This window comes from Solwaraspora sp. WMMB335, assembly GCF_049179075.1.
Taxonomy (GTDB): Bacteria; Actinomycetota; Actinomycetes; order Mycobacteriales; family Micromonosporaceae; genus Micromonospora_E.
Map to the genome: position 1 here is coordinate 3541299 of NZ_JBMHMF010000001.1, position 24484 is coordinate 3565782.

The 24484-nt window shown below is 70.7% G+C and carries 23 protein-coding genes and 1 pseudogene; 9 read left to right on the forward strand and 15 right to left on the reverse strand.

Translation table 11 applies throughout. The annotated features are described in order from the left end of the window. The first annotated feature begins 59 nt into the window (after positions 1 to 59). A complete protein-coding gene (locus ACN27F_RS15330) occupies positions 60 to 527 on the forward strand; it encodes a hypothetical protein (protein WP_421434199.1) in 468 nt (155 codons plus the stop codon). A gap of 153 nt (positions 528 to 680) precedes the next feature. Next, the gene (locus ACN27F_RS15335) at positions 681 to 1298 is read left to right on the forward strand and encodes a hypothetical protein (protein ID WP_421434200.1); all 618 of its coding nucleotides are present in this window, start codon (positions 681 to 683) and stop codon (positions 1296 to 1298) included. Positions 1299 to 1442: 144 nt separating this feature from the next. On the opposite strand, the pseudogene fahA reads toward ACN27F_RS15335, so the two are convergent. Next, positions 1443 to 2636: pseudogene (fahA, locus tag ACN27F_RS15340) on the reverse strand (fumarylacetoacetase); the annotation flags it as partial. Further along, positions 2633 to 3490 (reverse strand): hypothetical protein, encoded by an 858-nt coding sequence (locus ACN27F_RS15345; RefSeq protein ID WP_421434201.1) that lies wholly within the window; start codon positions 3488 to 3490, stop codon positions 2633 to 2635. The pseudogene fahA and the gene ACN27F_RS15345, both read right to left, overlap by 4 nt. Before the next feature lie 94 nt (positions 3491 to 3584). Between ACN27F_RS15345 and ACN27F_RS15350 the strand changes: the two genes are divergently transcribed. Next, positions 3585 to 4760 (forward strand): homogentisate 1,2-dioxygenase, encoded by a 1176-nt coding sequence (locus ACN27F_RS15350; RefSeq protein WP_421434202.1) that lies wholly within the window; start codon positions 3585 to 3587, stop codon positions 4758 to 4760. 82 nt (positions 4761 to 4842) lie between these two features. Here the strand turns inward: ACN27F_RS15350 and ACN27F_RS15355 are convergent, their stop codons facing one another. From ACN27F_RS15355 to ACN27F_RS15370, 4 genes are read right to left on the reverse strand one after another with little or no spacing between them, the layout of a single operon-like run. Beyond that, positions 4843 to 5937 carry a tetratricopeptide repeat protein gene (locus ACN27F_RS15355; RefSeq protein ID WP_421434203.1) on the reverse strand — a complete coding sequence of 365 codons (1095 nt, stop codon included), beginning with the start codon at positions 5935 to 5937 and terminating at the stop codon, positions 4843 to 4845. Positions 5938 to 5946: 9 nt separating this feature from the next. Further along, positions 5947 to 6471, reverse strand: a complete 525-nt coding sequence (gene ispF, locus ACN27F_RS15360) for a 2-C-methyl-D-erythritol 2,4-cyclodiphosphate synthase (RefSeq protein WP_421434204.1) — start codon at positions 6469 to 6471, stop codon at positions 5947 to 5949. Continuing rightward, on the reverse strand, positions 6468 to 7247 hold the full coding sequence (ispD, locus tag ACN27F_RS15365; RefSeq protein ID WP_421434206.1) for a 2-C-methyl-D-erythritol 4-phosphate cytidylyltransferase: 780 nt from the start codon (positions 7245 to 7247) through the stop codon (positions 6468 to 6470). The genes ispF and ispD overlap by 4 nt, the downstream gene beginning before the upstream one ends. Positions 7248 to 7290: 43 nt before the next feature. Continuing rightward, a complete protein-coding gene (locus ACN27F_RS15370) occupies positions 7291 to 7776 on the reverse strand; it encodes a CarD family transcriptional regulator (protein WP_421434207.1) in 486 nt (161 codons plus the stop codon). A gap of 328 nt (positions 7777 to 8104) precedes the next feature. Between ACN27F_RS15370 and ACN27F_RS15375 the strand changes: the two genes are divergently transcribed. After that, the gene (locus ACN27F_RS15375; RefSeq protein ID WP_421434209.1) at positions 8105 to 8875 is read left to right on the forward strand and encodes a hypothetical protein; all 771 of its coding nucleotides are present in this window, start codon (positions 8105 to 8107) and stop codon (positions 8873 to 8875) included. Positions 8876 to 8973: 98 nt separating this feature from the next. Here the strand turns inward: ACN27F_RS15375 and ACN27F_RS15380 are convergent, their stop codons facing one another. From ACN27F_RS15380 to ACN27F_RS15390, 3 genes are read right to left on the reverse strand one after another with little or no spacing between them, the layout of a single operon-like run. Then, complete coding sequence (locus ACN27F_RS15380) at positions 8974 to 10104, reverse strand: type III polyketide synthase (RefSeq protein ID WP_421434211.1); 1131 nt, start codon at positions 10102 to 10104, stop codon at positions 8974 to 8976. Then, positions 10098 to 11267 carry an acyl-CoA dehydrogenase family protein gene (locus tag ACN27F_RS15385; protein ID WP_421434213.1) on the reverse strand — a complete coding sequence of 390 codons (1170 nt, stop codon included), beginning with the start codon at positions 11265 to 11267 and terminating at the stop codon, positions 10098 to 10100. Before ACN27F_RS15385 ends, ACN27F_RS15380 begins: the two co-directional genes overlap by 7 nt. Positions 11268 to 11288: 21 nt before the next feature. After that, entirely contained in the window at positions 11289 to 12026 is a 738-nt protein-coding gene (locus ACN27F_RS15390) for a methyltransferase domain-containing protein (protein WP_421434215.1), read from the reverse strand. A gap of 47 nt (positions 12027 to 12073) precedes the next feature. On the opposite strand from ACN27F_RS15390, the gene ACN27F_RS15395 reads away from it, so the two are divergent. From ACN27F_RS15395 to disA, 4 genes are all read left to right on the forward strand, one after another. Further along, complete coding sequence (locus ACN27F_RS15395) at positions 12074 to 12913, forward strand: UbiA family prenyltransferase (protein ID WP_421434216.1); 840 nt, start codon at positions 12074 to 12076, stop codon at positions 12911 to 12913. A gap of 178 nt (positions 12914 to 13091) precedes the next feature. Next, positions 13092 to 13751, forward strand: a complete 660-nt coding sequence (locus tag ACN27F_RS15400) for a hypothetical protein (protein ID WP_421434217.1) — start codon at positions 13092 to 13094, stop codon at positions 13749 to 13751. Between the two features lie 17 nt (positions 13752 to 13768). After that, a complete protein-coding gene (radA, locus tag ACN27F_RS15405; RefSeq protein ID WP_421434219.1) occupies positions 13769 to 15226 on the forward strand; it encodes a DNA repair protein RadA in 1458 nt (485 codons plus the stop codon). A 63-nt stretch (positions 15227 to 15289) separates the two neighbouring features. After that, positions 15290 to 16477, forward strand: coding sequence for a DNA integrity scanning diadenylate cyclase DisA (gene disA, locus ACN27F_RS15410; RefSeq protein ID WP_421434220.1), 1188 nt, complete (start codon positions 15290 to 15292; stop codon positions 16475 to 16477). A gap of 11 nt (positions 16478 to 16488) precedes the next feature. Here disA and ACN27F_RS15415 read toward each other — a convergent pair whose 3' ends face one another. The 3 genes from ACN27F_RS15415 to ACN27F_RS15425 all read right to left on the reverse strand — a co-directional run bounded on the left by ACN27F_RS15415 (position 16489) and on the right by ACN27F_RS15425 (position 18423). Then, positions 16489 to 17286, reverse strand: coding sequence for a hypothetical protein (locus ACN27F_RS15415; RefSeq protein WP_421434222.1), 798 nt, complete (start codon positions 17284 to 17286; stop codon positions 16489 to 16491). 67 nt (positions 17287 to 17353) lie between these two features. Next, positions 17354 to 17914 carry a peptide deformylase gene (locus ACN27F_RS15420; RefSeq protein WP_421434224.1) on the reverse strand — a complete coding sequence of 187 codons (561 nt, stop codon included), beginning with the start codon at positions 17912 to 17914 and terminating at the stop codon, positions 17354 to 17356. Further along, a complete protein-coding gene (locus tag ACN27F_RS15425; protein ID WP_421434225.1) occupies positions 17911 to 18423 on the reverse strand; it encodes a glycine cleavage system protein R in 513 nt (170 codons plus the stop codon). The genes ACN27F_RS15420 and ACN27F_RS15425 overlap by 4 nt, the downstream gene beginning before the upstream one ends. 63 nt (positions 18424 to 18486) lie before the next feature. On the opposite strand from ACN27F_RS15425, the gene ACN27F_RS15430 reads away from it, so the two are divergent. Further along, on the forward strand, positions 18487 to 19386 hold the full coding sequence (locus ACN27F_RS15430; RefSeq protein WP_421434227.1) for an A/G-specific adenine glycosylase: 900 nt from the start codon (positions 18487 to 18489) through the stop codon (positions 19384 to 19386). Between the two features lie 156 nt (positions 19387 to 19542). Here the strand turns inward: ACN27F_RS15430 and ACN27F_RS15435 are convergent, their stop codons facing one another. The 3 genes from ACN27F_RS15435 to lysS form a co-directional block, all read right to left on the reverse strand. Beyond that, on the reverse strand, positions 19543 to 22074 hold the full coding sequence (locus ACN27F_RS15435) for an ATP-dependent Clp protease ATP-binding subunit (RefSeq protein WP_421440225.1): 2532 nt from the start codon (positions 22072 to 22074) through the stop codon (positions 19543 to 19545). Between the two features lie 378 nt (positions 22075 to 22452). Continuing rightward, positions 22453 to 22803 (reverse strand): histone-like nucleoid-structuring protein Lsr2, encoded by a 351-nt coding sequence (locus tag ACN27F_RS15440; protein ID WP_421434228.1) that lies wholly within the window; start codon positions 22801 to 22803, stop codon positions 22453 to 22455. Positions 22804 to 22912: 109 nt separating this feature from the next. Next, complete coding sequence (lysS, locus tag ACN27F_RS15445) at positions 22913 to 24424, reverse strand: lysine--tRNA ligase (RefSeq protein WP_421434229.1); 1512 nt, start codon at positions 24422 to 24424, stop codon at positions 22913 to 22915. Positions 24425 to 24484: the final 60 nt, after the last annotated feature.

The window sequence follows — 24484 nt, forward strand, 5'->3', positions numbered from 1 at the left end:
GCAAAAAAAGCAATTCTCGGACGGCTATCTCAGACGGCAATACTGACGCGAGGAGAATCATGGCGTACCGAAATGACAAGCCCGACCGGTTCACCCGCCGGCCGCAGCCGTCGGAACAGATCAATCGACGGCCTACAGCGGGCCGCCCGCCGCTGCCGAGCCGAGTGCCCGGCGAGACCGACATCGACACCGACCCGCGCTTCAACCTGGTCGGAGCGCGCGGCGTCGCCCCGGCACCCCGCGACGGCAGGCACGACCGGGTCGACGACGGGCATGACACCGCCGACGACGGGCACGGTCACGCGCACGACAAGCCGCAGTCGGACAGCGACCTGGCGCTCGTCGCGAAGATCGCCAAACGGATGGCCGAGCGGCACATGCCGGACCGGACAGGCGGCTGCCGGCACTGTGGAGGCACGTACTGCGAACTGTTCCTGGAAGCGCTCGCGGTGCTGGACCGGCGCGACCCGGCCGCCGCCCGACGAATCCGGGCCGTCCTGCAGTACGCCGGCCTCACCCCGCCCTGACCCGCTCCCGCCACAGTGACGGTGACGCGTCGATTGCGCCGAAGACGACGTGCGGCCCGCCGGTCCGTCAGGAAGTGAACAGGAGCGGCACAAGTTGAAAGGGTGAGCGGATTGGGACAGCCAGAAAGACCGCGATCGAGTCCGGCTTGGTTGTTGGCGATCGTCGCAGCCTCGGCAGCGGTGATTGTCGCGCTGGGCACATTGTCGCTATGGCTCGTGTTGGCGACGGGCCGGAACGCCAGTCCGAGCCAGACTGCCGGTGAGCCCACTGGCACCCCGGGCGGCGGGACCTTGTCCCAGGCTACTCCGGTGGTGACGACGGCTCCGGCTGCCGCACCGACCAGCGCCTCGGCCACCGAGGCGCCAATGGACGATCCGCAGTTTCCCTGCGTCGATGAAACCCAGTACTTTTACTGCGACACGATCCCCGTCATCCAGTACTACGGCCGCAATCTCGACGAAATCCCACCGCAGGACCGTTTCCGTGGGAACGACATCAACTTCAGCCGCAACGGGCTCAGTGCCGGCAAGAACGCCAAGATCGGCAGGTGGACATCGCCCGATCTGGCCACCAGGGATAGTTGCCGCGAACTGCTGAACGGCATGGACCCGGCGAAGACGACGATCCTGCTCGACCCCGGCATCGAGGACAGGTTCTGTGTCGAGACCACCGGTGGTAGCGAGACCACTAGCCGGTATGCCTTCGGGAAAATTGAAAATGTCCAGGCAGACCGGTTCATCGTCCAGATCATTGTCTGGGACAACCCGTGACTCGTGGGCGCAGCGGGAGCCCGGTACCCGTCACTGCCTGCTGGTCTCGTCCATCTCTGCCTAGACCCGGCGCACCTCAGCCGGATCTCCGCCGTTACCGCGAGCATGCTCTGCGCCCGCCCGCATCGTCGCGCTGGGCGTAGGCACCACGGTGCCGGTGACTTCGCCGAAGCCGATCGTCGTGCCGTCCGGGCCGGGGGCGGTGGCCGTGATGACGACCGTGTCGCCGTCTTCGAGGAAGGTGCGCTCGGACCCGTCGTCCAGTTTGACCGGCTCGGTGCCGCCCCAGGTCAGTTCCAGGAACGAGCCGACCTGGTCACGCCGTTCGCCGGAGACGGTGCCGGAGGCGTAGAGGTCGCCGGTGCGCAGCGACGCGCCGTTGACGGTCAGGTGCGCCAACTGCTGGGCCGGCGTCCAGTACATCCCGGCGAACGGCGGCTCGCTGACCAGCGTGCCGTTCCACTCGACCCGCAAAGTGAGGTCGAGACCGCGCCGATCCGATTCGGCGAGGTAGGGCAGGACCGGCGGGTCCTGGATGGAAGCCGGCACCCAGGCGTGGTCGAGGGCCTCCAGCGGCACCACCCACGGGCTGACCGAGGTGGCGAACGACTTGCCGAGGAACGGGCCGAGCGGTTGATACTCCCAGGCCTGGATGTCGCGGGCGGACCAGTCGTTGACCAGGGTCACCCCGAACACGTGGTCGGCGAAGCGGCCGGTCGACACCCGCTCACCGAGCGCCGTCGGCATGCCGACCACGAAGCCGACCTCGGCCTCGATGTCGAGCCGGCGGGACGGGCCGAAGACCGGGCCGTCGGGGCTGCGTCGCTGCCCGCAGGGACGCACGATCGGGGTCCCGGAGACGACGACGGTGCCGGCCCGGCCGTGGTAGCCGATCGGCAGGTGCCGCCAGTTGGGGGTGAGCAGCGGCTGACCCGGGCGGAAGATCTGCCCGACGTTGCTGGCGTGGTGCTCCGAGGAGTAGAAGTCGACGTAGTCGCCGACCGTCACCGGCAGAGCGAGGTCCACCTCGGACAATGGGACGAGAAGCGGCTCGACGGCGGCGCGGTGCTCCGGCTCGGTGAGCAGTTCGACGATCCGTCGGCGAACCGTAGTCCACTGCGGACGTCCGAGCGCCAGAAAGGCGTTCAGGGTGGACTCGCACAGCGCGCCGCCGGCCAGGATCACATCGGCATCCTCGGCGCCGCGCAGGTCGAGCAGGAAGTCCCCGACCCGTACGCCGAGTCGCTGCTCCTCGTCCCGACGGCGGAAGGCACCGTACGGCAGGGTCTGCACCCCGTACGGTGAGCCGTCGGCACCGGGCACCCAGCAGGTCGTCACGCGAATCCTCCATCGATCAGGCCGAGCCGGACCAGATCGGTCAGCGGGTCGGTGATACTGCACGACCCGAAACCTACCCACAACGGCCGGTCGGTGCCGCCGCGTGTGCGGGCCGGCTCGATCAGCCGGGCGGCGTCCGTGGTGGCGAGCAGCTCGGCGACCTCGGCGACCTCCGCGCCCTCGGCGGCGGTGATGGTGGCGGCGAGCACGTTGAGGAAGCCGTGGTGGGTGAAGCCGGTCTCCGGATCGGTGTCCCGGATGGCGTGGTGCAGCCCGGCGGTGAGCTTGAACGGCAGTGCCCGGTCCCGGCAGGCGCAGATGACGGCGGCCAGTTCGACCGGGGTCGGGAACAGCTCGGCGGCCAACCCGCCGGTGCGGAACTTGGCGGCGACGTCGACACCACCGGCGCGGGCCTCGGCCAGCGTATCCAGGGCGGCGAGCAGTCCCCAGGTGAGCGGCACCTCGGCGTACCCGCTGGTCTTGGGCCAGCTGGTGAGGGCGGCCAGCAGCGCACGGAGGCCGGGTTGCGGGTCTTCGCCGCGTTTGGCGACCGCGACCTCGACCTGGCGCAGCCGGACCCGGTCCGGTGGCAGGGCGTCGACCGCGCCCGGCAGGGCGGCGACGCCGGTGTCGCCGATCAGCCCGATCTCGATGCCGTCGCCCGGCCCGACCAGCCGGGTGGCCGGTTTGATCTCCGAGACGGGCAGCAGGAGCGGGCCGACGAAATCGGCGTACCAGGCGGTCCGGTGACCCCGGTGCGCGGCGATCGCGTCGGGCAGCGCGGCGCTACCCGGTGGGAAGACCGCAGCGTCGTCGACGAGTCCGGTGAAGATCCTGGGTACGTGCATTGACACGCCTTTGAACCTAGTGGATTCTACGATTAACGGACAACAGCGTCCGATTATCGGACGCTTTCGCCCGGTCAACGGGGAGATACGGAGGGTAATAATGCCGTACTACCGCAGCGTTGGCGAGATCCCCCGCAAGCGGCACACGCAGTTTCGCCAGCCCGACGGCAGCCTGTACGCCGAGGAGCTGATGGGCCAGGAAGGCTTCTCGGCCGACTCGTCCCTGCTCTACCACCAGCACCCGCCCACCGCGATCGTCGCCGCCGAGCCGTACGACCCGCCGCCGACCACCCGGTTGCCCAACCGCCCGTTGAAACCATGGCACCTGCGTACCCACAAGCTCGACTCCGGCCACACCGACGCCGTTCTCGGCCGGCAACCGCTGCTCGCCAACGACGACGTCCGGATCTCGTACGTCGTCGCCGACCGACCGTCGCCGCTGTACCGCAACGCCATCGGCGACGAGTGCCTGTACGTCGAGTCCGGCGCCGCCCGCGTCGAATCGACCTTCGGCGTGCTCGGGGTCACCTCCGGCGACTACGTGATCATCCCGACCTCGGTGGTGCACCGGATCGTGCCGGCGGTCGACGACGTGCCGTTGCGCCTGCTCACCGTCGAGGCGACCGGCCACATCGGGCCGCCGAAACGCTACCTGTCGGTACGCGGCCAGTTCCTGGAGCACGCCCCCTACTGCGAGCGCGACATCCGTGGGCCGGGCAAGCCGCTACTGGTCGACGGCGCCGACGTCGACGTGTACGTCCGGCACCGCCACGGCTGGACCCGGCACGTCTACGCCCAGCACCCGTTCGACGTCATCGGCTGGGACGGGCACCTCTACCCGTGGGCGTTCAGCATCCACGACTTCGAGCCGATCACCGGACGGCTGCACCAGCCGCCACCGGTGCACCAGACCTTCGCCGGCCCCAACTTCGTGATCTGCTCGTTCGTGCCGCGCAAGGTCGACTACCACCCGCAGGCGATCCCGGTGCCGTACAACCACCACAACGTCGACTCCGACGAGATGCTGTTCTACACCGGTGGCAGCTACGAGGCCCGCCGCGGCTCCGGCATCGAGCAGGGGTCGGTCTCGCTGCACCCGGCCGGATTCACCCACGGCCCGCAGCCCGGGGCGGTCGAGCGGGCGATCGGTGTCGACTACTTCGACGAGCTCGCCGTCATGGTCGACACGTTCCGCCCGCTGGACCTCTGCGATGCCGCGCTCGCGTGCGAGGACAGCGGGTACGCCTGGAGCTGGTCCGGCACCGGCCCCCGCTGACCGCTCGGCCCCGGCAGACCACCCGCGCCCGGCCCCGGCCGACCACCCGGCCCCGACGTAACGGCGGCTCCCCGGCGAGGTGTCAGAGCTGCTGATCGGGTGGGCGGCGGGGCGGCGACCGGCGCATCACCAGGAACTGGGCCGCCGTGGCCGCCACGATCACCGCGACCAGCAGCCATGGGGTCGCGATCGCCGCATAGCACAGCAGCAGCACCGGGGCGGCGGTCACCGCGTACACGCTCAGCGCCAGGCCCCGGTCGGATTCCATCAGCTGCGGCAGCAGTTCGGTGAGTCGGCCGGGCACCCGCTTGGCCAAGCGCCAGACCAGCAACACCCCGCCGACCGCGGCGAACACCGCCCAGCCGCGGGAGAGTGTGCTGCCGCCGCCGGCGGCACAGGCCACCACGACCGCCGCGATCGAGCTGTAGCCGGCACCGAACAGCACCAGCCGGCGCAGTTCCCCGTCGACCGTACGGATCCGTTCCTGCCGCGCCGGGTCCGGCGGTGGCGGCGGAGCCATCGCCGCGGCCCGCTCGGCGAGAAAGGCCAACTCGGTGGCGTACCGGCGCTGTTCCAGATTGATCACCCCGACGTCGTGCTGCGCCTCACCGATCAGCGGGTCCAGCCGCAATGCCTCCTGGTAGGCGCGATGGGCCAGGTCGAACAGCTCCAGCCGGGCGGCGACCAGGCCCAGCACCAGATGCGCCTGGGCCGATTCGGGCGCCACCTCCACCGCGCGCCAGGCGGCGTCCAGCGCCGGCTGTCCGTTACGGGAGCCGGCCAGGATCGCCGCGCCGCTGCGCTGGGCGTAGGCGTCGTCCGGGTACGTCGCCAGCAGGTCGGTGGCGAGCTTGGCCGACTCGGCGAACCGGCGCAGGTCGATCAGGGCCAGCCCGCGCACCACCAGCAGCGCCACCCGGTCGGGCTGGCTCAGCTCTGCCGTGGTGACCGGGTCGAGCAGCGGCTCTACCGCGGCGAGCGCCTGGTCGGGCCGGTCAGCGGCGAGGTGTACCCGGGCCAGTGTGCTGCGGGCCGGCACGCTGTCCGGATCCAGTGCGACCGCGAACCCGATCTCGGCGGCCGCCTCGTCGTAACGGCCGAGATCGGCCAGCAGTCCGGCACGTTGCAGGAAGCCGGCGGCGTCGGTGGGTGGATCGGGGGGCGTCTCGCTCGGCACCGGTCGAGCCTATCCAGCCGCCGCCACCGGTTGGCCGGCTCCGGCGTCGTCCCGGGCGGCACCGCCCGGATAGATCATCGCCACAGCCAGGCCCGCGAGACCCTCACCCCGGCCGGTCAGCCCGAGACCGTCGGTGGTGGTGCCGGCGACGGTGACCGGGGCACCGGCGGCCCGGCTCAGCGCCTGCTGGGCTTCGACCCGCCTGGGTCCGATCTTCGGCCGTACGCCGATCACCTGGATGGAGATGTTGCCGATGGCGAACCCGGCGACGGTCACCCGACGAGCCGCTTCCGCCAGCAGGTCCACCCCGGCCGCCCCGGCCCAACGCGGCTCGGCGACCCCGAAGTTGGCACCCAGGTCACCGAGCCCGGCGGCGGAGAACAGCGCGTCGCAGGCGGCGTGCGCGGCGACGTCGCCGTCGGAGTGCCCGGCGAGACCGGTCTCACCGGGCCAGTGCAGCCCGGCGACCCAGCAGGGCCGGCCAGCGGCGAAGGCGTGCACGTCGGTGCCGATGCCCACCCGGGGAACGATCATGCGTGCAGCGTACGGGTCGCCGGCCCGGCACCGGCCGACTCGGTGGCCAGCAGGTGCTCCGCGATCACCAGATCGAACGGCCGGGTGATCTTCAGCGCCCGGTCCGAGCCGGGTACGCAGTGCACCGGTACGCCGAGCCTCTCCACCAGCCCGGCGTCGTCGGTGTGCGCGTCGATTGCGCCGGCATGCGCGGCGGCGAGCACGCAGCGCCGGAAACCCTGCGGCGTCTGCACGGCCCGCAGTACCGCGCGGTCGACCGTGCCCGCAACCGTACCGTCCGGGCCGACCGACTTGATGGTGTCGACGACGGGCAGCACCGGGATCACCGCGTCCGCCCCACCACGCACGGCGGCGGCGACCGACTCGACCAGCGCGGGTGGAGTGAGCGCCCGGGCGGCGTCGTGCACCAGGACGATGTCCGGGCCGGCGGGCACCGCAGCGAGGGCGGCGGCGACCGAGGACTGCCGGTCGGCGCCGCCCGGTACGACGATCACCGCCGGGTCGTACGACACCGTCGGGCCGTACGACCCGGCAGGGCCGGCGGGCACCACCGAGGCCAGCAACTGCTCGACGGCGTCGGCGTCGGCGGGTGGGGCGGCGACGACGATCACGCCTACCGACGCGGCCGCGGCGAGTCGACGGACCGCGTGCACCAGCAGTGGGGTGCCGCCGAGGGTACGTAGCGCTTTGGGGGCTCCGGGTCCGAGACGTACCCCGGCACCAGCCGCTGGAACGAGGACCGCGACGTCACCGCGCGGCTGGAGATGCGCGGTCACGTCGCGGTCCTCGGGATGCGATATCTATGGAGTGGAGAGCTGCCTACGCGTCGGTGAGCACCTTGTCGAGCAGGATCTCCGCTTCGTCCTTGGTGCTTTTCTCCGCCAGCGCGACCTCGCCGACCAGGATGTCCCGGGCCTTGGCGAGCATGCGCTTCTCACCTGCGGACAGCCCCCGCTCCCGCTCCCGACGCCAGAGGTCGCGGACGACCTCGGCGACCTTGAGCGGGTTTCCGGAGGCCAGCTTCTCAAGGTTCGCCTTGTAGCGCCGCGACCAGTTGGTCGGCTCCTCGGTGTGCGGTGCGCGGAGTACGTCGAAGACCTTGCCCAGGCCTTCTTCGCCTACCACTTCGCGCACACCGACGATCTCGGCGTTCTCGGCGGGCACTCGCACCGTGAGGTCACCCTGCGCAACTCTGAGAACGAGGTACTGCTTCTCCTCGCCCTTGATGACCCGAGTCTCGATTGCCTCGATGAGTGCGGCCCCGTGGTGGGGGTAAACAACGGTCTCGCCGACACTGAAAACCATAGGTTCGAAGCCCCTTTCGCTGTGTCTAGGGTAACACGCTCAGGCACCGATGTCCCGCTGCAGTCGTCGCCGTAAGCGCAGGTCAGAGGGGCTGTGAGAGGTCTTTCTCAGGCTTGACACGCTTCCCCCAGGGGGATTTGAACACACTGAGTAACCAGACGATCAGCAACCTGCTAACCAGTCGGACATGCCGGATGGCATGCGTTTCGGCGCATCCCCAGCATATCGCCCCGAGTCATCTGTGACCCGGCACTGGCGCGAGATCCTTCGGTGCGGGACCCTGGTACCAGACCCCGATCGACCTTTTGGGCGAGCGGCTGGGGGTGCTGTGGGCGGGACAGGCAACGGCGATGGGTGGTCGGATGGTGCCGGGGCGCCCGACGACCTGCCCGAGATTCCGCCGGAGTGGGGCCCGGTCGTCATCCCCGACGACCCGTCCGCCCTGGCCGCAGAGGCCGACCTGGTGCGTCGGGAACTCCGTCGCAGCCGCCGCCAGGACCGGTGGCACCGGCGGCTGGGCCTGCATTCCGCCGACAGCGGGCGCGGGCACCGGCCGCACGAGATCGCGGCACTGCGGCTCCCGCTGATCATCATGCTCGTCGCAGTCCTGGCCGCGATGGTGAGTCTGTTCATGGTCGCCTGGTCGGACCGGCCGAGGCCGACTCCCACGACCAGCCCGTCCGCCCAGGTTGCGCTGCCCACCGAGCCGCTGCCGGCGCTCGATCTGATCGACGAAGCGGGAAAGGCGGTGCCGATCCGCTCGCTGCTGCCGGCAGTCGTCATGCTCGTCGAGGGCTGCGACTGCGCCAGCCAGGTCGCCGCCACGGCGGCCGCCGCGCCGGCGGGAGTCTCGGTGGTAGCGGTCACCAGCGGTGCCAGCATCCCCAGCATCCTGCCGTCGCTGACGGTCGGCCAGTCGGCCACCTATCTGCTCGCCGATCCGGCCGCCGGACTGCGCGGCTATCTCGACGTCGGGGCCAGCACCGGCACCGCCACCGTGCTGCTGGTCACCGAGACCAACGAGGTGATCCGACTGGTGCCGCAGGCCCGCTCGGTCGAGACGTACCGCGCCGACCTGACACTGCTGGTCGGCCTCTGAGCCCGGCACCGGGTGCCGGGCTCGGGCCGGCCGGAACGATCCGGCGTCAGGTCGGCCTGGGCGGACCCGACGTCAGGTCGGCCTGGGCGGACCCGACGTCAGGCCGCCGTGAGCAGCCCGGCGTACAGCGTCAGGCCCGGCCCGAAGGCCAGCACGACCACACGGCGCGGAGCGGGTACCGCCGCCCGGAGTCGGTCCAGGATCAGCAGGACCGTGGGCGACGAGCAGTTGCCGTACGCGGACAGGGTGGCGCGCGAGGCCGCCATCGCCGCGTCCGGCAGTGCCAACTCCCGTTGCACCACGTTGAGGATCCGTGGTCCGCCCGGATGCACCGCCCAGCCGTCGACCTGCGGCACCGTCAGTCCGTGCCGCTCCAGCAGGCCGGTCACCAGATCACGGACATGCTGCGACAACACCTGCGGCACCCGCGGCGACAGCCCCATCCGGAAGCCGAGATCGGTCACCTCCCAGGTCATGTGGTCGGCGGTGGCGGCGTCGGTAGCGGCGGCGATCTCCCGGACCCGGTAGGTGGCCTGTCCCGCCCGGTGACCGGCCGGACAGGCCGATGCCGGCGCCAGCACCACCGCTGCCGCGGCGTCGGCGAACAGCGCGTGGGCGACGATCTGCTGGGTGTCCACCCGACGTGCCGGCGGCTGCAGGTGCAGGCTGGTCAGCTCGGCGCACAGCAGCAACGCCGGCCGTCCCCGGGCGACGACGAAGTCGGCCGCCGCACCCAGCCCGGGCAACGCGGCGTAACAGCCCATGTGCCCCACGAACAGCCGCTGCGTGTGCGGCGCCATCCCGAGATCACGGGCAAGCAGGATGTCCAGGCCCGGTGTGGCGTACCCGGTGCAGGAACAGACCACGAACAGCCCGATTTCGCTCGCGGCCAGGCCGGACCGGGTCAGCGCCTGCGCCACCGCCTCCTTACCCAGTGGCAACGCCTCGACCTGGTACCGACGCATCCGCCGCTCAGTCGGCCAGTCCGCGACGTCTTCCAGCAGCGGGCTGACCGCCGCTTGCCGGGTCCGCACCCCCGAGTTGGCGAAGATCCGCTCGGCGAGCGCCCGGGCACCGCCCTCGTAGCGCCCGGCGAAGTAGTCCCGCCACAACTGGTCCTGCCGGGCCGACGGTGGGAGCGCCACACCGAGACCGAGCATCACCGCACCGCCGGCCGCACCACCGCCGGCCGTCGCACCGTCACCGGTGCCCGACGCCGGGCTCACCACCGGGGTGCCGATCCGTCGCGGTCCGGGTCCCCACCGAGGGCGGCCACACCGAGCCAGTCCGCGCAGACGTCGGAGGTGGGCGGGTGCAGCGCGCCGCAGCGCGCGTCCCGGTAGAGCCGTTCCAGCGGGTTGCCCCGCCGGGTGGCCGAGGTGCCGGCCGCTTCGAGCATCGAGGCGGCCACCTCGGCGGCGGTGCCGCCGGCCGTCAGCTTGGCCCGCCAGACCCACTGGTTGGTCTGCGGATCCCCTGGCTCGGTGTCCACCCGGCGGGCCGCTTCCCGCACCATCAGCAGCGCCGCGGCCGCAGCCGCGTCGGCCCGACCGATGCGGGACCGGATCGCCGGCAGGCCGACAAGCCCTCGCTCGGTCAGGTGGGCCACCGCCGCGTCGACCGCGGCCCGGGCGACCCCGGCGTACACCGCGGCGTAACTGGCCACCATCCAGTGCGGCATCAGCTGGGCGACCGCCAGGGCAAGTCCTTCCACCCCGCCGAGCAACGCGTCGACGCCGACGGTCACGTCCAGGTGAAGGTCGTGCGAGGCGGTCGCCCGCATGCCGAGTGAGTCCCAGGTGGGTTCCACCCGCAGCCCAGGAGTGTCCGCCGGCACCAGGAACTGCGACACCATCGACTGGTCGGCGGCGTGCCGGGCGGCGACCAGGTAGCCGTCGGCGTGTCCGGCACCGGAACAGAACGCCTTCGCTCCCTTTATCTGGTACCCGTCGCCGGTACGGTGGTACACCGTGGCGAGCTGGGACAGCCGGGAACCGGCACCCCGCTCGCTCATCGCCACCGCGTACCAGGCACCACCGGCGGCGGCGGCGAGCAGCCGGTCACGGGCGGCCAGTGCCTCGTCCGGCAGACCCAACGACTCGGCCAGGTTCTCGTCCACCGCGCCCAGGGCACCGGTGACCGAGGCGTGCATGTTGAACACCAGCGCGGTGGCACCGCTGCCACGCGCCAGTTCGTAGGCCACCTCGGCGTATTCGGCGAAACCGGCGCCGTGGCCGCCGAGGTGGGCCGGAACCATCAGTCCGAACAGACCTTCCTGTCGCAGGTCGGCGAAGTCCGCCACCGGAAAGGTGCCGGTTCGATCGTGTTCACCCGCCCGTGCCGCCAGCCGCGGCACCACCCGTCGTGTCGCCACCAGTGCATCCGCCACCATCGCTGCCCCTCTCGCCGTCGGCTAGCTCGCTTTGATCCCCCTGCCCTGGTAGAGCACCGCAGTGGACCAGGTCGGGATGATCCTGCGGGGTACTCTCCAGAGTGCCCGGTCGGTGGCTGATCGCCCCAACGCCGCGCGCAGCAGCCACTGCCCGAGTGCCGATCCGGTCGGCCGGATGCCGCGCACCGCCAGTTGTACGCCGTGTCGGGCGCACTCGGCGATGAGCCGGCGCGGCCGGATGAACAGTGCCGGGTCGTGGATGCCCCGGGGCACCATCGGCAGTCGTTCCCCCAGTTCGACCGCGATCAGCCGACTGGCCATGGTGGCGTTCAAGGTGTCCAGCACCAACAACCCACCGGGGCGCAGCACCCGACAGGCCTCGCCGACCGCGGCGGACAGATCGGTCACGTGCTCCAGCAACTCTCCGGCGGAAACCACATCGGCCGCCGCGTCGGTCACCGGCAGCGCCGCCGCATCGCCGTACATCGGATGGACGCCGTGCGCACCCGCCTGCCGCAGCGCCGATCCGACGAGGTCGACACCGACGTGGCGGTAGCCCTTGCCCCGCAGGTACGGGGCGAGCAGTCCGCCCCCGCAACCGATGTCGACCAGGGTCGCGTCCGGTCGCGACGCCGGCGGAATCAGCCGCGCCCGGGCCTCGGCGATCCAGTGCAACAGTTCGAACGCGCCACCGGGCCGCCACCAGTGCTCCACCAGCGCGTCGTACTGACGCGGATCGTTCGGTGGCAGATTGGACATCCGTCGAGCCTGGCACGAGTCGCCGGCAACGGCCACAATCAGCGGATATGTCGTGCCGCGTGTCCGGATTGCTCCGAGCCAGCCATCCCGAGCCGGCGGTTGCGGTCACCGCGGTGACCGCGCTGCTCGCTTGGGGGATCGGGCACACCCCGATCGGGATCGTACTGGTCAGCCTCACCGTCGCGGCCACCCAACTCGCCGTCGGGTGGACCAACGACTGGCTGGACACCGGCCGGGACGAACGGGCCGGCCGGGACGACAAGCCGATTCCCGCCGGCACCGTGAGCCGCCGGGCGGTCGGCCTGGCCGGGCTGGCCGCCGCCGTGGCTACCCCGCTGCTCGCCGCACCGACCGGCTGGCCGGCGGCCGGGTGCATCACCGCGGCCTTGGGCAGTGCACTGCTGTACAACTGGCCGCTGAAGGCCACCGCCGCCTCGGTGTTGCCGTACCTGGTCTCGTTCGGCGCGTTGCCCGCATTCGTGGTGCTGGCGCTACCCGGCTCGCCGGCACCACCCGGTTGGCTGGTCGCCGCCGGTGCGCTGCTCGGCGCCGGCGGCCATTTCGCCAACGTACTGCCGGATCTGGCCGCCGACGCCCGCACCGGGGTCCGTGGTCTACCGCACCGCATGGGTGCGGCTGGCTCCCAGTTCGCCGCCGCCGCGTTGCTGTTCGCCACGACCCTGGTCCTGGTCTTCGGCCCGCCGGGGCCGCCGTCGTGGGCCGGGCTCGCCGCGATCGCCGGCACCGCCGCCGTCCTGCCCGCCGGTTGGTACGCCGCCCGGCAGGCCCGCCGGCACGGCCGGCGCCCGGTGGCGGTCTTCCGGGCGGTGATGCTGGTCGCCGTGATCGACGTCGCGTTGCTGGTGACCGGCGGTCGGGTGGTCTGACCCGGCTGATCAGCCGTGGCCAGGAAGCTGCCGTGGCCAGGAAGCTGCCGCAGGCCACGGAATGTCGGGTCCGGCGCAGTCCGCCGATCACCGCCAACTACCCTGGAGCCGGCTTGCGCGGGGTGTTGCCACCGCGCCTGGCGCCGACCCGGCGCGGATCGTGACGAGGAGGACCGACGTGACGCCCTCGACCAGGGGATACCGCCGAGCCGCGAGGCTACTCGCCGGTGCTGCCGCGGCCAGTGCCCTGCTGCTGAGCGGATGCGCCGCGGGTCAGATCGCGGCGACCGCGACCAAGTCGACCTCGATCAACGGGCTCAACATCGACTCGCCGGACGGTTCGGTGTCGCTGCGTAACCTCTCGCTGCCATACCCGGGCACCGACGGCTACCCGGCCGGTGGCGACGTGCCGATCGAGGTGGCGATCTACAACAACACCACCGAACCGATCGCGGTACGGGTCGGCGCCGCGCCGGCCGATGACGGTGCGCAGGAAACCGTGGTCGAGGCCAGGACGGTGGTCCTGGGCGGCTCGGTGGAGGTCGGGCCGACCGCGGAGCCGACCGGCGGCCCGGAGCCGACCGGCCTGCCGCAGGTCGACCTGGGCAGGGAGGCGATCATCCAGCTACCGGCCGGTGGCTGGACGTTGTTCACCGCGGACTCGCCCGAGCCGCTGCGGATCACCGGCCTGTCACGGGAGCTGACCGCCGGCCACTCGGTGAACCTGATCTTCGAATTCAGCGACGGCAGCGCCCCGCTGATCGTCCCGGCACCGGTGAACGTGCCGTTGTCCCCGGCGCCCCGCGCCCCGGCCGAGCACGCAGAAGAAGGGCACTGATCGGCTAACGTGCTCAGGTGACCTCCAGACCGATTCCCCGCGGCGCGACCTCCCGCACCGGTGTCGCACGTAGCCGGTCAGCGGCACGCGAGCCCCGGCCCGGCTACGAGTGCGACGCCTGTGGGCACCAGCCACCCAAGTGGGTGGGCCGGTGTCCGGAATGCGGCGAGTGGGGTTCGGTCATCGAGTCGGTCGTCTCCGGACCGGTGGTGTCCGGCCGGGTGGTCAGCACCCGGATTCCGGCCGAGCCGGCCCGGCCGATCGCCACCGTCAGCGCCGCTCCGGCAAAGGCCCGGCCGACCGGGGTGACCGAGCTCGACCGGGTCCTCGGTGGCGGGTTGGTGCCAGGTGCGGTGGTGTTGCTCGCGGGTGAGCCCGGGGTGGGCAAGTCGACGCTGTTGCTGGATGTCGCCCAGCAGTGGGCCGTCGGTGCCGGCAGTCCGTCGTTGGTGGTCAGCGGCGAGGAGTCGACCAGTCAGGTCCGGCTGCGGGCGGAGCGGATCGGTGCCCTGCACGAACGGCTCTACCTGGCGGCGGAGAGCGACCTCGGTGCGGTGCTGGGGCACCTCGACGCGGTGCGGCCCGGACTGCTGGTGCTCGACTCGGTGCAGACCATCGCGATGCCCGGATCGGACGGTATCCCGGGTGGCGTGACCCAGGTACGGGCGGTGACCGCCGCCGTGGTCGCGGCGGCGAAGGAGCGCAACGTCGCCACCGTCCTGGTCGGCCACGTGACCAAGGACGGACAGGTCGCCGGGCCTCGGGTGCTGGAGCATCTGGTCGACGTGGTGCTGCACTTCGAGGGCGACAAGCACTCGTCGCTGCGGATGGTGCGCGGCATGAAGAACCGGTTCGGCGCCGCGGACGAGGTCGGCTGCTTCGAGATGCACGAAGGTGGCATCAGCAGCCTGCCGGATCCGTCCGGGTTGTTCCTGACCCGCTACAGCGAGCCGGTGCCGGGCACCTGTGCGACGGTGGCCATGGAGGGCCGCCGGGCGCTGGTGACCGAGGTGCAGGCGCTGATCGGTGCGACTGTGGCCGGCTCACCACGGCGTACGGTGTCCGGGCTCGACGGTGCCCGGCTGGCCATGGTGCTCGCCGTCCTGCAACGCCGTACCGAACGGCTCACCCTGCACGACCGGGAGGTGTTCGCGGCGACGGTCGGCGGTATCCGGGTGGTGGAGCCCGCCGCTGATCTGTCGGTGGCCCTCGCGGTTGCCTCCGGCGGGCTCAACCTGGCCGTCTCGCCGCAACTGGTGGCGATCGGTGAGGTCGGGCTCACCGGTGAGGTCCGCCGGGTCGGGGCGGTCGCCCGGCGGTTGGCCGAAGCGGCCCGGCTCGGCTTCCGCCACGCTCTCGTACCGCCGGGTTCCTCCGGCGGCGGCGCCGACCCGCTGCCGGCGAACATGCGGGTGACCGAGGTCGGTGACGTGCGGGCCGCCTTGCAGGCGGCGGCCCGGGCCTCCGCCGACTGACCGGGCACCGGCCGCAGTAACCACGGGAGCACCCACCGCATGGCGGTCCGTAGACTGTTGCCCGTGGCGATCGACCGCGATGCGAACAAGACCGCCGGCCCGGGGCTGCCCGGCCGGGCCGGCACCGCCGGCTCCTCCGCCCGCGCCGTCGGTGCCGGCACTTCCGCGTTGACCAGTCCGGCGGCCACCGGCGACCCGCTGCGGGCGAATCTCGCCCTGATGGCTCCCGGCACCGCGCTGCGGGACGGGCTGGAGCGGATCCTGCGCGGTCGCACCGGCGCGTTGATCGTGCTCGGGTACGACAAGCAGGTGGAGGCGCTGTGCACCGGTGGCTTCCCGCTCGACGTCGAGTTCTCCTCCACCCGGGTCCGCGAACTGTGCAAGATGGACGGGGCGGTGGTGCTGTCCAGTGACGGCACCCGGATCGTCCGTGCGGCGGTGCACCTGATGCCGGACCAGGCGATCCCGACCGAGGAGTCGGGCACCCGGCACCGCACCGCCGAGCGGGTCGCCCGGCAAACCGGCTTTCCGGTCATCTCGGTCAGCCAGTCCATGCGGATCATCAGTCTCTACGTCAACGGCCAGCGTCACGTGCTGGACGATTCGGCGGCCATCCTGTCCCGGGCCAATCAGGCGCTGGCCACGCTGGAGCGTTACAAGCTACGCCTGGACGAGGTGTCCGGGACCCTGTCCGCGCTGGAGATCGAGGATCTGGTCACCGTCCGCGACGCGGTCGCGGTCGTGCAACGGCTGGAGATGGTACGGCGGATCGCCGACGAGATCGCCGGATACGTGGTCGAGCTGGGCACCGACGGACGGCTGCTCGCGCTGCAACTCGACGAGCTGATGGCCGGCGTGGACGCCGACCGCACCCTGGTGATCCGGGACTACCTGCCGGCGGCGCGCAAGGCGCGCACGCTGGACGAGGCGCTGGTCGAGCTGGACCTGCTGACGGCGACCGAGTTGATCGACCTGGTCGCGGTGGCGAAGGCGATCGGCTACGCCGGGTCGACGGACGCCCTGGACGCCGCGGTGAGCCCACGCGGGTTCCGGCTGCTGGCCAAGGTGCCCCGGCTGCCGGTCGCTGTGGTCGACCGGCTGGTCAACCACTTCGGCAGCCTGCAGCGGCTGCTCGGAGCCACCGTCGAGGACCTGCAGGCCGTCGACGGCGTCGGCGACGCGCGGGCCCGCAGCGTACGAGAGGGTCTGTCCCGGCTCGCCGAGGCGTCGATCCTGGAGCGCTACGTCTAGCGTCCCGCCGGTCAGTTGGTGATCGTGATGACCACCGGATCGCTCACCTTGCTGCCGAGGCGGGCGAACAACTGGTAGTCGCCGGCGGGCGGGAAATCGCCGACGGCGACGTTGTTGGCGCACTCGCTGGCCGCCCGGCCGTTCCAGGAGATCTGGTAGTCCCGGGCGGTGCCCGGCCCGAGGGTCTGCACGTCGCTGCCGCGGGCCGCTCCGCAGGTGTCGGAGGACCAGATCAGCTCGGCCCCGCGTTTGAGATACAGCTCCTGCGGATCAGCCCCCACATCACGCTCACATGTCCGGCTGGAAATATTCTGTACCCGCAGCCGCAGCGCGAGGGTGACCCCCCGCTGCGCGGTGGTCTGCGAAGCCGCAGCGGTGAGCAGGATCTCGCCGTCGGTGCAGGTGCCGGTCGCCACCCCCTGATCGCCGGTGCCGCCCACCGGCTGTTGGCCGCCGGTCGCCCCGCCGTCGGACGTACCGTCGTCGCCGGACGTCCCGTCGTCCGAGCCGCCGCCGGCGGGCGCACCACCGGTGTCCCCGCTACCGGTGGCATCGCCGTCGCCACCGGACGTCCCGTCGTCGCTACCGTCGCCGCCGGTGCCGTCGGTCGGCGAGGGCGAACTGGTGCTCGGAGTGAGTATTCCGTTGCTGGCGCTGGGCGTCGGCGTGGCCCGGGTGTCCACACCCGCTTGGTTCGAGCCGACGCAGGAGTAGACAACGATAAATACTAGGAGCAACACTGCTCCGAGCACGACGGCGCGTCGCCGCCAGTAGATGGCGGGTGGCAAGGGGCCAACCGTCAGTCGCATGATGGCACACCGTATCGGGAACCCCGGGGCAGCCCGACAGCGACGCGCCGATCGTGCGGTCGCCTCGTCAGAGATATGTCTTACGGGGGAAGACGGCGTGCGCCCCGGCCACCCGGTCCAGGAACAGCAGGCCGGCGCAGTGGTCGATCTCGTGCTGCACCGCACGCGCCTCGAACCCGTCGGTGACCAGCCGGACCGCCTCGCCGGTGCCCGGCAGCACGGCCTCGACCGTCACCCGGGTCGCCCGCTTGACGTCGCCGGTCAGGTCCGGCACCGACATACAGCCCTCCCGACCCGGCCGCCACCGGGTCGTCTCGATCAGCCGGGCGTTGCACAGCACGAACGCGCCGTGCCCGGTGACCGTCTTGGCATGGCCGGTCACGTCCACCGCGAAGACCTGCAGGCTGGCTCCGATCTGCGGCGCGGCCAGCCCGACGCAGCCCGGTGAGACCCGCATGGTGGCGACCAGGTCGGCGGCGAGTTGGACCACCTCGGCGGCCACCGGATCGACCGGCTGGCCAGCCCGGCTGAGCACCTGGTCGGGTGCGGCGACCACCGGACGGATCCGTCCGGGCACGCCGAGCGCCGCCTCCGACCAATCCACGAGGGTACGGCTGAGCGTGCTCACAGCACGTCCGACTCGGCCGGTCGAAGCGTCACCTCGACGTCGAGCTCACGCGCCACCTCGGCGAGCCGCCCACCGAGCCAACCGGCCACCCCGACCGGCAGCTCGACCTCGGCGATCAGCACGTAGAGCGGGCCGGTGAGCCGGGTGGTGAGATCGCTGACGTTGCCGCCGGCCTCGGCTACCACCCGAGTCACCGCCGCGACTATGCCCAACCGGTCGGCTCCGTGCACGCTGAGCAGATAGGGTTCACCGGCTGTCGGCCGGTGGCTCTCCGCCGGCACCGGACGGACCGTGGCGAGCAACTGGTCGTCCGCGGTCAACGGATGCAACGCGACCGCCACCTCCTCGGCACCCGGGCCGGCGCAGACCAGGGTCATCGCGAAGTGGCCGCGCAGCCGGGTCATGGTCGAGTCGGTCAGGTTGGCGCCCAGCCCGGCGAGCGCCTCGGCGACGTCCGCGACGATGCCGGGCCGGTCGCGCCCGATCACGGTGATCGCGAGTTCGTCCATGTCCAGCAGTCTGCCCGACCGGCCGTCGTCGCCGCCGGGCGGCCTGGCAGTATCAGCCGTGCTATGCGCGATGTGAGCTTCGCCGACACGGCCATCCGGTGGTACGACCGCAACGCCCGCGACCTGCCCTGGCGCGAGCACGGGGCGAGCGCCTGGGCGATCCTGGTGAGTGAGGTGATGCTCCAGCAGACACCGGTGGTGCGGGTGTTGCCCGCCTGGCACGCCTGGCTGGACCGCTGGCCGGGGCCGGCCGAGTTGGCCGCCGACGCACCGGCCGAGGCGATCCGGATGTGGGGACGGCTCGGCTACCCACGGCGGGCGTTGCGTCTGCACGAGTGCGCCGGTGCGCTGGTGCAGCGGCACGGTGGTGAGGTGCCGACCGGGCTGGACGACCTGCTCGCCCTGCCGGGCGTGGGGGCGTACACCGCACGGGCGGTGCTGGCGTTCGCGTACGGTCAGCGGCAGCCGGTGGTGGACACCAACGTCCGGCGGTTGGTGGCCCGGGCGGTCGACGGGGCGGCAGACGCGGGGCCGGCCACCCGCCCGGCCGACCTGGCGGCGACCGCCGCGTTGCTGCCGGTCGAGCCGGCCCGGGCGGCCCGGGCCAGCGCCGCGTTCATGGAGCTCGGCGCGGTGGTCTGCGTGGCCCGTACACCACGTTGCGGGGCGTGCCCGCTGGCCGACCGTTGTGCCTGGCGGATCGGCGGTCGGCCGGCGTCGGCCGGTCCGAGCCGGCGGCCCCAGCAGTACGCCGGCACCGACCGGCAGGTTCGTGGTCTGCTGCTGGCGGTGCTGCGGGAGTCGACCGGTCCGGTGCCACAGCAGCGGTTGGATCTGGTGTGGGCCGACGATCTGCAGCGGCGACGGGCGCTGGCGAGCCTGATCGAGGACGGCTTGGTGGAGCCGGTCTCGGTAGCGGACGCGCCGCCGAGCGCCTACGCGCTTGCCGGCCAGGGCGGCTGAGGAACGTTCCGGAGGAGCAGACGGGCCCGAGCGACGGATGCGTTGCGGGCAGTGATGGACACGTTACGAGGCGCCGACGATGTCGGCGCCTCGTAATAGGTGTCGCCCGGTGTGCGGTATCGCGTCGCTCAGTGTCGTGGCGCGACCGGTCGAAGGCTACTCGTCGGCGCCGGCCGCAGCAGTGCCGCCGAGGTCGGCGGGTACCGCGTCCGGCACGGCGACCGGTCGTTCCGCGCCCTGGAAGACGAGCTTGGACTTGTCGATGTCCTCCGGATCGCCCTCGCAGTCGACCACCACGATCTGACCCGGCTTGAGCTCGTTGAACAGAATCCGCTCGGACAGGTTGTCCTCGATGTCACGCTGGATCGTCCGACGCAGCGGCCGGGCACCGAGCACCGGGTCGAAACCCTTCTTGGCCAGGTACTTCTTCGCGTTGTCGGTCAACTCCATGCTCATGTCCTTGTTCCGCAGCTGTGCCTCGATCCGCGAAATCATGATGTCCACGATCGACAGAATCTCGGTGCGGTTCAACTGATGGAACACGATCGTGTCATCGATCCGGTTGAGGAACTCCGGCCGGAAGTGCTGCTTCAGCTCGTCGTTGACCTTCTGCTTCATCCGGTCGTAGTTCGACTCCGAATCCTCCGACGCCTGGAAGCCCAACGACACCGCCTTGGCCACGTCCCGCGTGCCCAGGTTCGTGGTCAGGATGATCACCGTGTTCTTGAAGTCCACGATCCGACCCTGACCGTCGGTCAACCGACCGTCCTCCAGGATCTGCAGCAGCGTGTTGAACACATCCGGGTGGGCCTTCTCGATCTCGTCGAACAGCACCACCGAGAACGGCCGACGCCGCACCTTCTCGGTCAGCTGCCCGCCCTCGTCGTAGCCGACGTACCCGGGCGGGGCACCCACCAGGCGGGACACCGTGTACCGGTCGTGGAACTCCGACATGTCCAGCTGGATCAACGCGTCCTCGGAGCCGAACAGGAACTCGGCGAGCGCCTTCGACAGCTCGGTCTTACCGACACCCGACGGACCGGCGAAGATGAACGACCCGGACGGCCGCTTCGGGTCCTTCAACCCGGCACGGGTCCGCCGGATCGCCTTCGACACCGCCTTGACCGCATCGGACTGCCCGACGACCCGCTTGTGCAGCTCGTCCTCCATCCGCAGCAGCCGGGACGTCTCCTCCTCGGTCAACTTGTAGACCGGGATACCGGTCCAGTTGCCCAGCACCTCGGCGATCTGCTCGTCGTCGACCTCACTGACCACGTCGAGATCGCCGGCCTTCCACTCCTTCTCCCGCTGCGCCTTCTGCCCCAGCAGCTGCTTCTCCTTGTCCCGCAGCTGCGCGGCCCGCTCGAAGTCCTGCGCGTCGATCGCGGACTCCTTGTCCCGACGCACCTGGGCGATCCGCTCGTCGAAGTCACGCAGGTCCGGCGGCGCGGTCATCCGACGGATCCGCATCCGGGCACCCGCCTCGTCGATCAGGTCGATCGCCTTGTCCGGCAGGAACCGGTCGGAGATGTACCGGTCGGCCAGCGTCGCCGCCGCAACCAGGGCGGCGTCGGTGATGCTCACCCGGTGGTGCGCCTCGTACCGGTCCCGCAGACCCTTGAGGATCTCGATGGTGTGCGCCAGCGACGGCTCACCCACCTGGATCGGCTGGAACCGCCGCTCCAGCGCGGCGTCCTTCTCCAGATGCTTGCGGTACTCGTCGAGCGTCGTCGCGCCGATGGTCTGCAGCTCGCCACGGGCCAGCATCGGCTTCAAAATGCTGGCCGCGTCGATCGCACCCTCGGCCGCACCCGCACCCACCAGAGTGTGGATCTCATCGATGAACAGGATGATGTCGCCCCGGGTACGGATCTCCTTGAGCACCTTCTTCAGACGCTCCTCGAAGTCACCCCGGTAGCGGGAACCGGCCACCAACGCACCGAGGTCGAGAGTGTAGAGCTGCTTGTCCTTCAGCGTCTCGGGCACCTCGCCCTTGATGATCTTCTGGGACAGGCCCTCCACCACGGCCGTCTTACCGACCCCAGGCTCACCGATCAGCACCGGGTTGTTCTTCGTCCGGCGGGAGAGCACCTGCATCACCCGCTCGATCTCCTTCTCCCGACCGATCACCGGGTCGAGCTTGCCCTCCCGCGCCGCCTGGGTCAGGTTACGGCCGAACTGGTCCAGCACCAGACTCGTCGACGGGGCGGCCTCGCCGGTGGCGGCACCCGCGGCGGCCGGCTCCTTGCCCTGGTAGCCCGACAGCAGCTGAATCACCTGCTGACGCACCCGGTTCAAGTCGGCGCCCAGCTTGACCAGCACCTGGGCCGCCACGCCCTCACCCTCGCGGATCAGACCAAGCAGGATGTGCTCCGTACCGATGTAGTTGTGGCCCAGCTGCAGCGCCTCCCGCAGCGACAGCTCCAGGACCTTCTTGGCCCGCGGCGTGAACGGGATGTGCCCGCTCGGCGCCTGCTGACCCTGGCCGATGATCTCCTCGACCTGTTGACGCACACCTTCCAGCGAGATACCCAGACTCTCCAGGGCCTTCGCCGCCACGCCCTCACCCTCGTGGATGAGGCCGAGCAGGATGTGCTCCGTGCCGATGTAGTTGTGGTTGAGCATCCGGGCTTCTTCCTGAGCCAGGACGACAACCCGTCGCGCTCGGTCGGTGAACCGCTCGAACATGCCCTCGTGCTCCTCACGTGCCGTGCGCCAGTGGTCTTGGCGGGGCCAGCGCACGAGCTCCCAGATGGAAGCCCGTGCCATCACTCTATCGCCGCGGAACGGTTCCGCTCGTACCGTGTCCAGCCGGAGCAGGGGCGATCCGCGACCTTTAACCCAACTGTGCCGGCTCACTGGCTGTTCCCCGAGGCCTGCGCGCTACGCGGTGAGCGAAATCGGCACCGCTCCTGACGGGACGCACGGCACCGTCGGCTGCACTTTACCTGACAAGAGTCGCGACTGGCACTAAAGGGACACGAGGCACGGATGTCACATCCGTGCCTCGTGTCACGTCACGCCGCCGGGCGGCCGGCGGACCAGTGTCCGGCCGGCCCGGACGGGTCAGCGCCCGGCTTTGGCGTGATACTCGTCCACGATCTCCTGCGGGATGCGCCCGCGGTCGGAGATCTCCTTGCCTTCCTTCTTCGCCCAGGCCCGGATCGCCCGGTTCTGCTCCCGGTCGGCAGCAGCACCGCCCCGGCCCCGCGCGGCGCGGCCACCCACGACCACGCCACCGCGGCCGATCTTGGTGCCAGCGGCCACGTACGGAGCGAAAACGTGCCGCAATTTCTCCGCGTTCTTCGCCGAGAGGTCGATCTCGTACTGGACGCCGTCGAGGGCGAACTTGACGGTCTCGTCGGCGTCACCGCCGTCCAGATCGTCGACCAGCTTGTGAATGATCTGCTTGGCCACAGGCCGTTGTCCTTCCGAGCACGTTCTCCCGCAATCAAGAGCACAATAGCCCGAAAGACGCGCCGCCCGTCAATAGGACGCGCAAAGTCACGGAAAAAAGTTGGCCGAACTACTCCGGCCGGACGAGCGGGAAGAGGATGGTTTCGCGAATACCCAGGCCGGTCAGGGCCATGAGCAACCGGTCGATTCCCATTCCCATGCCACCAGCCGGCGGCATTCCGTACTCCATGGCCCGCAGGAAGTCCTCGTCCAGCCGCATCGCCTCGGGATCGCCGCCAGCGGCGCGCTGGGCCTGGGCGATCAGTCGCTCCCGCTGCACCACGGGATCCACCAGCTCACTGTAGGCCGTGGCCAACTCGACACCCCGCACGTAGAGGTCCCACTTCTCGGCCACTCCCGGCACCGACCGGTGGGCCCTGGTCAGCGGGCTGGTCTCGACCGGGTAGTCGCGCACGAACGTCGGCGCCTGCAGCCGCGGCACGACCAATTCTTCGAAGAGTTCCTCGGCGAGCTTGCCCGGACCCCACTTAGGATCCACGGCGACGTCGAACTTCTCGGCGTAGCGCAGCAACTGCGCTCGGTCGGTGACTCCGGTGACTTCCTCGCCGAGAGCTTCTGACAACACTCCGTACAGAGTGACAGTGCGCCACTCCCCGCCCAGATCGAACTCGGACCCGTCGACATGGGTAACCACATGTGACCCGGTGATCGCAGAAGCGCACTCCTGTACCAGTTCTCGGGTCAACCGCGCCATACTGTCGTAGTCTCCGTACGCTTCGTAGATCTCCAGCATCGCGAACTCCGGCGAGTGCGACGAGTCAACGCCTTCATTCCGGAAGTTTCGGTTGATCTCGAACACCCGATCGAGGCCACCGACCAGACAACGCTTGAGGAAAAGTTCGGGTGCGATTCGGAGATACAGATCAGCATCAAGAGCATTGCTGTGCGTAACGAACGGACGGGCGGCGGCACCGCCCGGCAACACCTGCAGCATCGGGGTTTCCACCTCGATGAAGTCCCGGCGGTGCAACGAGTCACGCAATGCACGCATGGTCGTCGCACGTGCGCGAACCGTACGCCGGGCTTCGGGTCGCACGATCAGGTCGACGTACCGTTGGCGGACCCGGGCCTCCTCGCTCAACGGCTTGTGCGCCACCGGCAACGGGCGCAGCGCCTTGGCGGTGATCTGCCAGGACTCGGCGAGCACCGACAACTCGCCGCGACGGCTGGTGATGACCTCTCCGGTGACTCCGACGTGATCGCCGATGTCGACCAGACGCTTCCACTCCTCCAGCGACTCGGCGCCGACCCGGTCCCGGGAGAGCATCACCTGCAATTCCGCGCCTTCTCCTTCACGCAGAGTAGCGAAGCACAGCTTCCCGGTGTTGCGGACGAAGATCACCCGGCCGGTCACCGCCGCCTGTTCCCCGCTCGCGGCGTCGGTCGGCAGATCGCCGAACCGCTGACGCAACTGCGCCAGCGACGCGGTCCGCGGATAGCCCAAGGCGTACGGTTGCCTGCCCTGCGCCAGCAGTCGGTCCCGCTTCTCCCGGCGTACCCTCATCTGCTCCGGGAGATCCTCGGCGGCGGGTACGGTCACGTGCTCGGTCACGGCGGGCATCCTCAGAAACAGGGGGTACGGACAACGGGTTCGACCTCGTAGCGAGATCCGGCACGAGCG

What these genes read in the sequence shown, in the direction of transcription:
- ACN27F_RS15390 (WP_421434215.1), bottom strand. Translation starts at nt 12,026, where the DNA reads ATGTCCAATCTGCCACCGAACGATCCGCGTCAGTACGACGCGCTGGTG.
- ACN27F_RS15395 (WP_421434216.1), top strand. Translation starts at nt 12,074, where the DNA reads ATGTCGTGCCGCGTGTCCGGATTGCTCCGAGCCAGCCATCCCGAGCCG.
- ACN27F_RS15435 (WP_421440225.1), bottom strand. Translation starts at nt 22,074, where the DNA reads ATGTTCGAGCGGTTCACCGACCGAGCGCGACGGGTTGTCGTCCTGGCT.
- ispF (WP_421434204.1), bottom strand. Translation starts at nt 6,471, where the DNA reads ATGATCGTTCCCCGGGTGGGCATCGGCACCGACGTGCACGCCTTCGCC.
- lysS (WP_421434229.1), bottom strand. Translation starts at nt 24,424, where the DNA reads ATGCCCGCCGTGACCGAGCACGTGACCGTACCCGCCGCCGAGGATCTC.
- ACN27F_RS15370 (WP_421434207.1), bottom strand. Translation starts at nt 7,776, where the DNA reads ATGGTTTTCAGTGTCGGCGAGACCGTTGTTTACCCCCACCACGGGGCC.
- ACN27F_RS15330 (WP_421434199.1), top strand. Translation starts at nt 60, where the DNA reads ATGGCGTACCGAAATGACAAGCCCGACCGGTTCACCCGCCGGCCGCAG.
- ACN27F_RS15415 (WP_421434222.1), bottom strand. Translation starts at nt 17,286, where the DNA reads ATGCGACTGACGGTTGGCCCCTTGCCACCCGCCATCTACTGGCGGCGA.
- ACN27F_RS15425 (WP_421434225.1), bottom strand. Translation starts at nt 18,423, where the DNA reads ATGGACGAACTCGCGATCACCGTGATCGGGCGCGACCGGCCCGGCATC.
- ACN27F_RS15430 (WP_421434227.1), top strand. Translation starts at nt 18,487, where the DNA reads ATGCGCGATGTGAGCTTCGCCGACACGGCCATCCGGTGGTACGACCGC.
- ACN27F_RS15350 (WP_421434202.1), top strand. Translation starts at nt 3,585, where the DNA reads ATGCCGTACTACCGCAGCGTTGGCGAGATCCCCCGCAAGCGGCACACG.
- ACN27F_RS15385 (WP_421434213.1), bottom strand. Translation starts at nt 11,267, where the DNA reads ATGGTGGCGGATGCACTGGTGGCGACACGACGGGTGGTGCCGCGGCTG.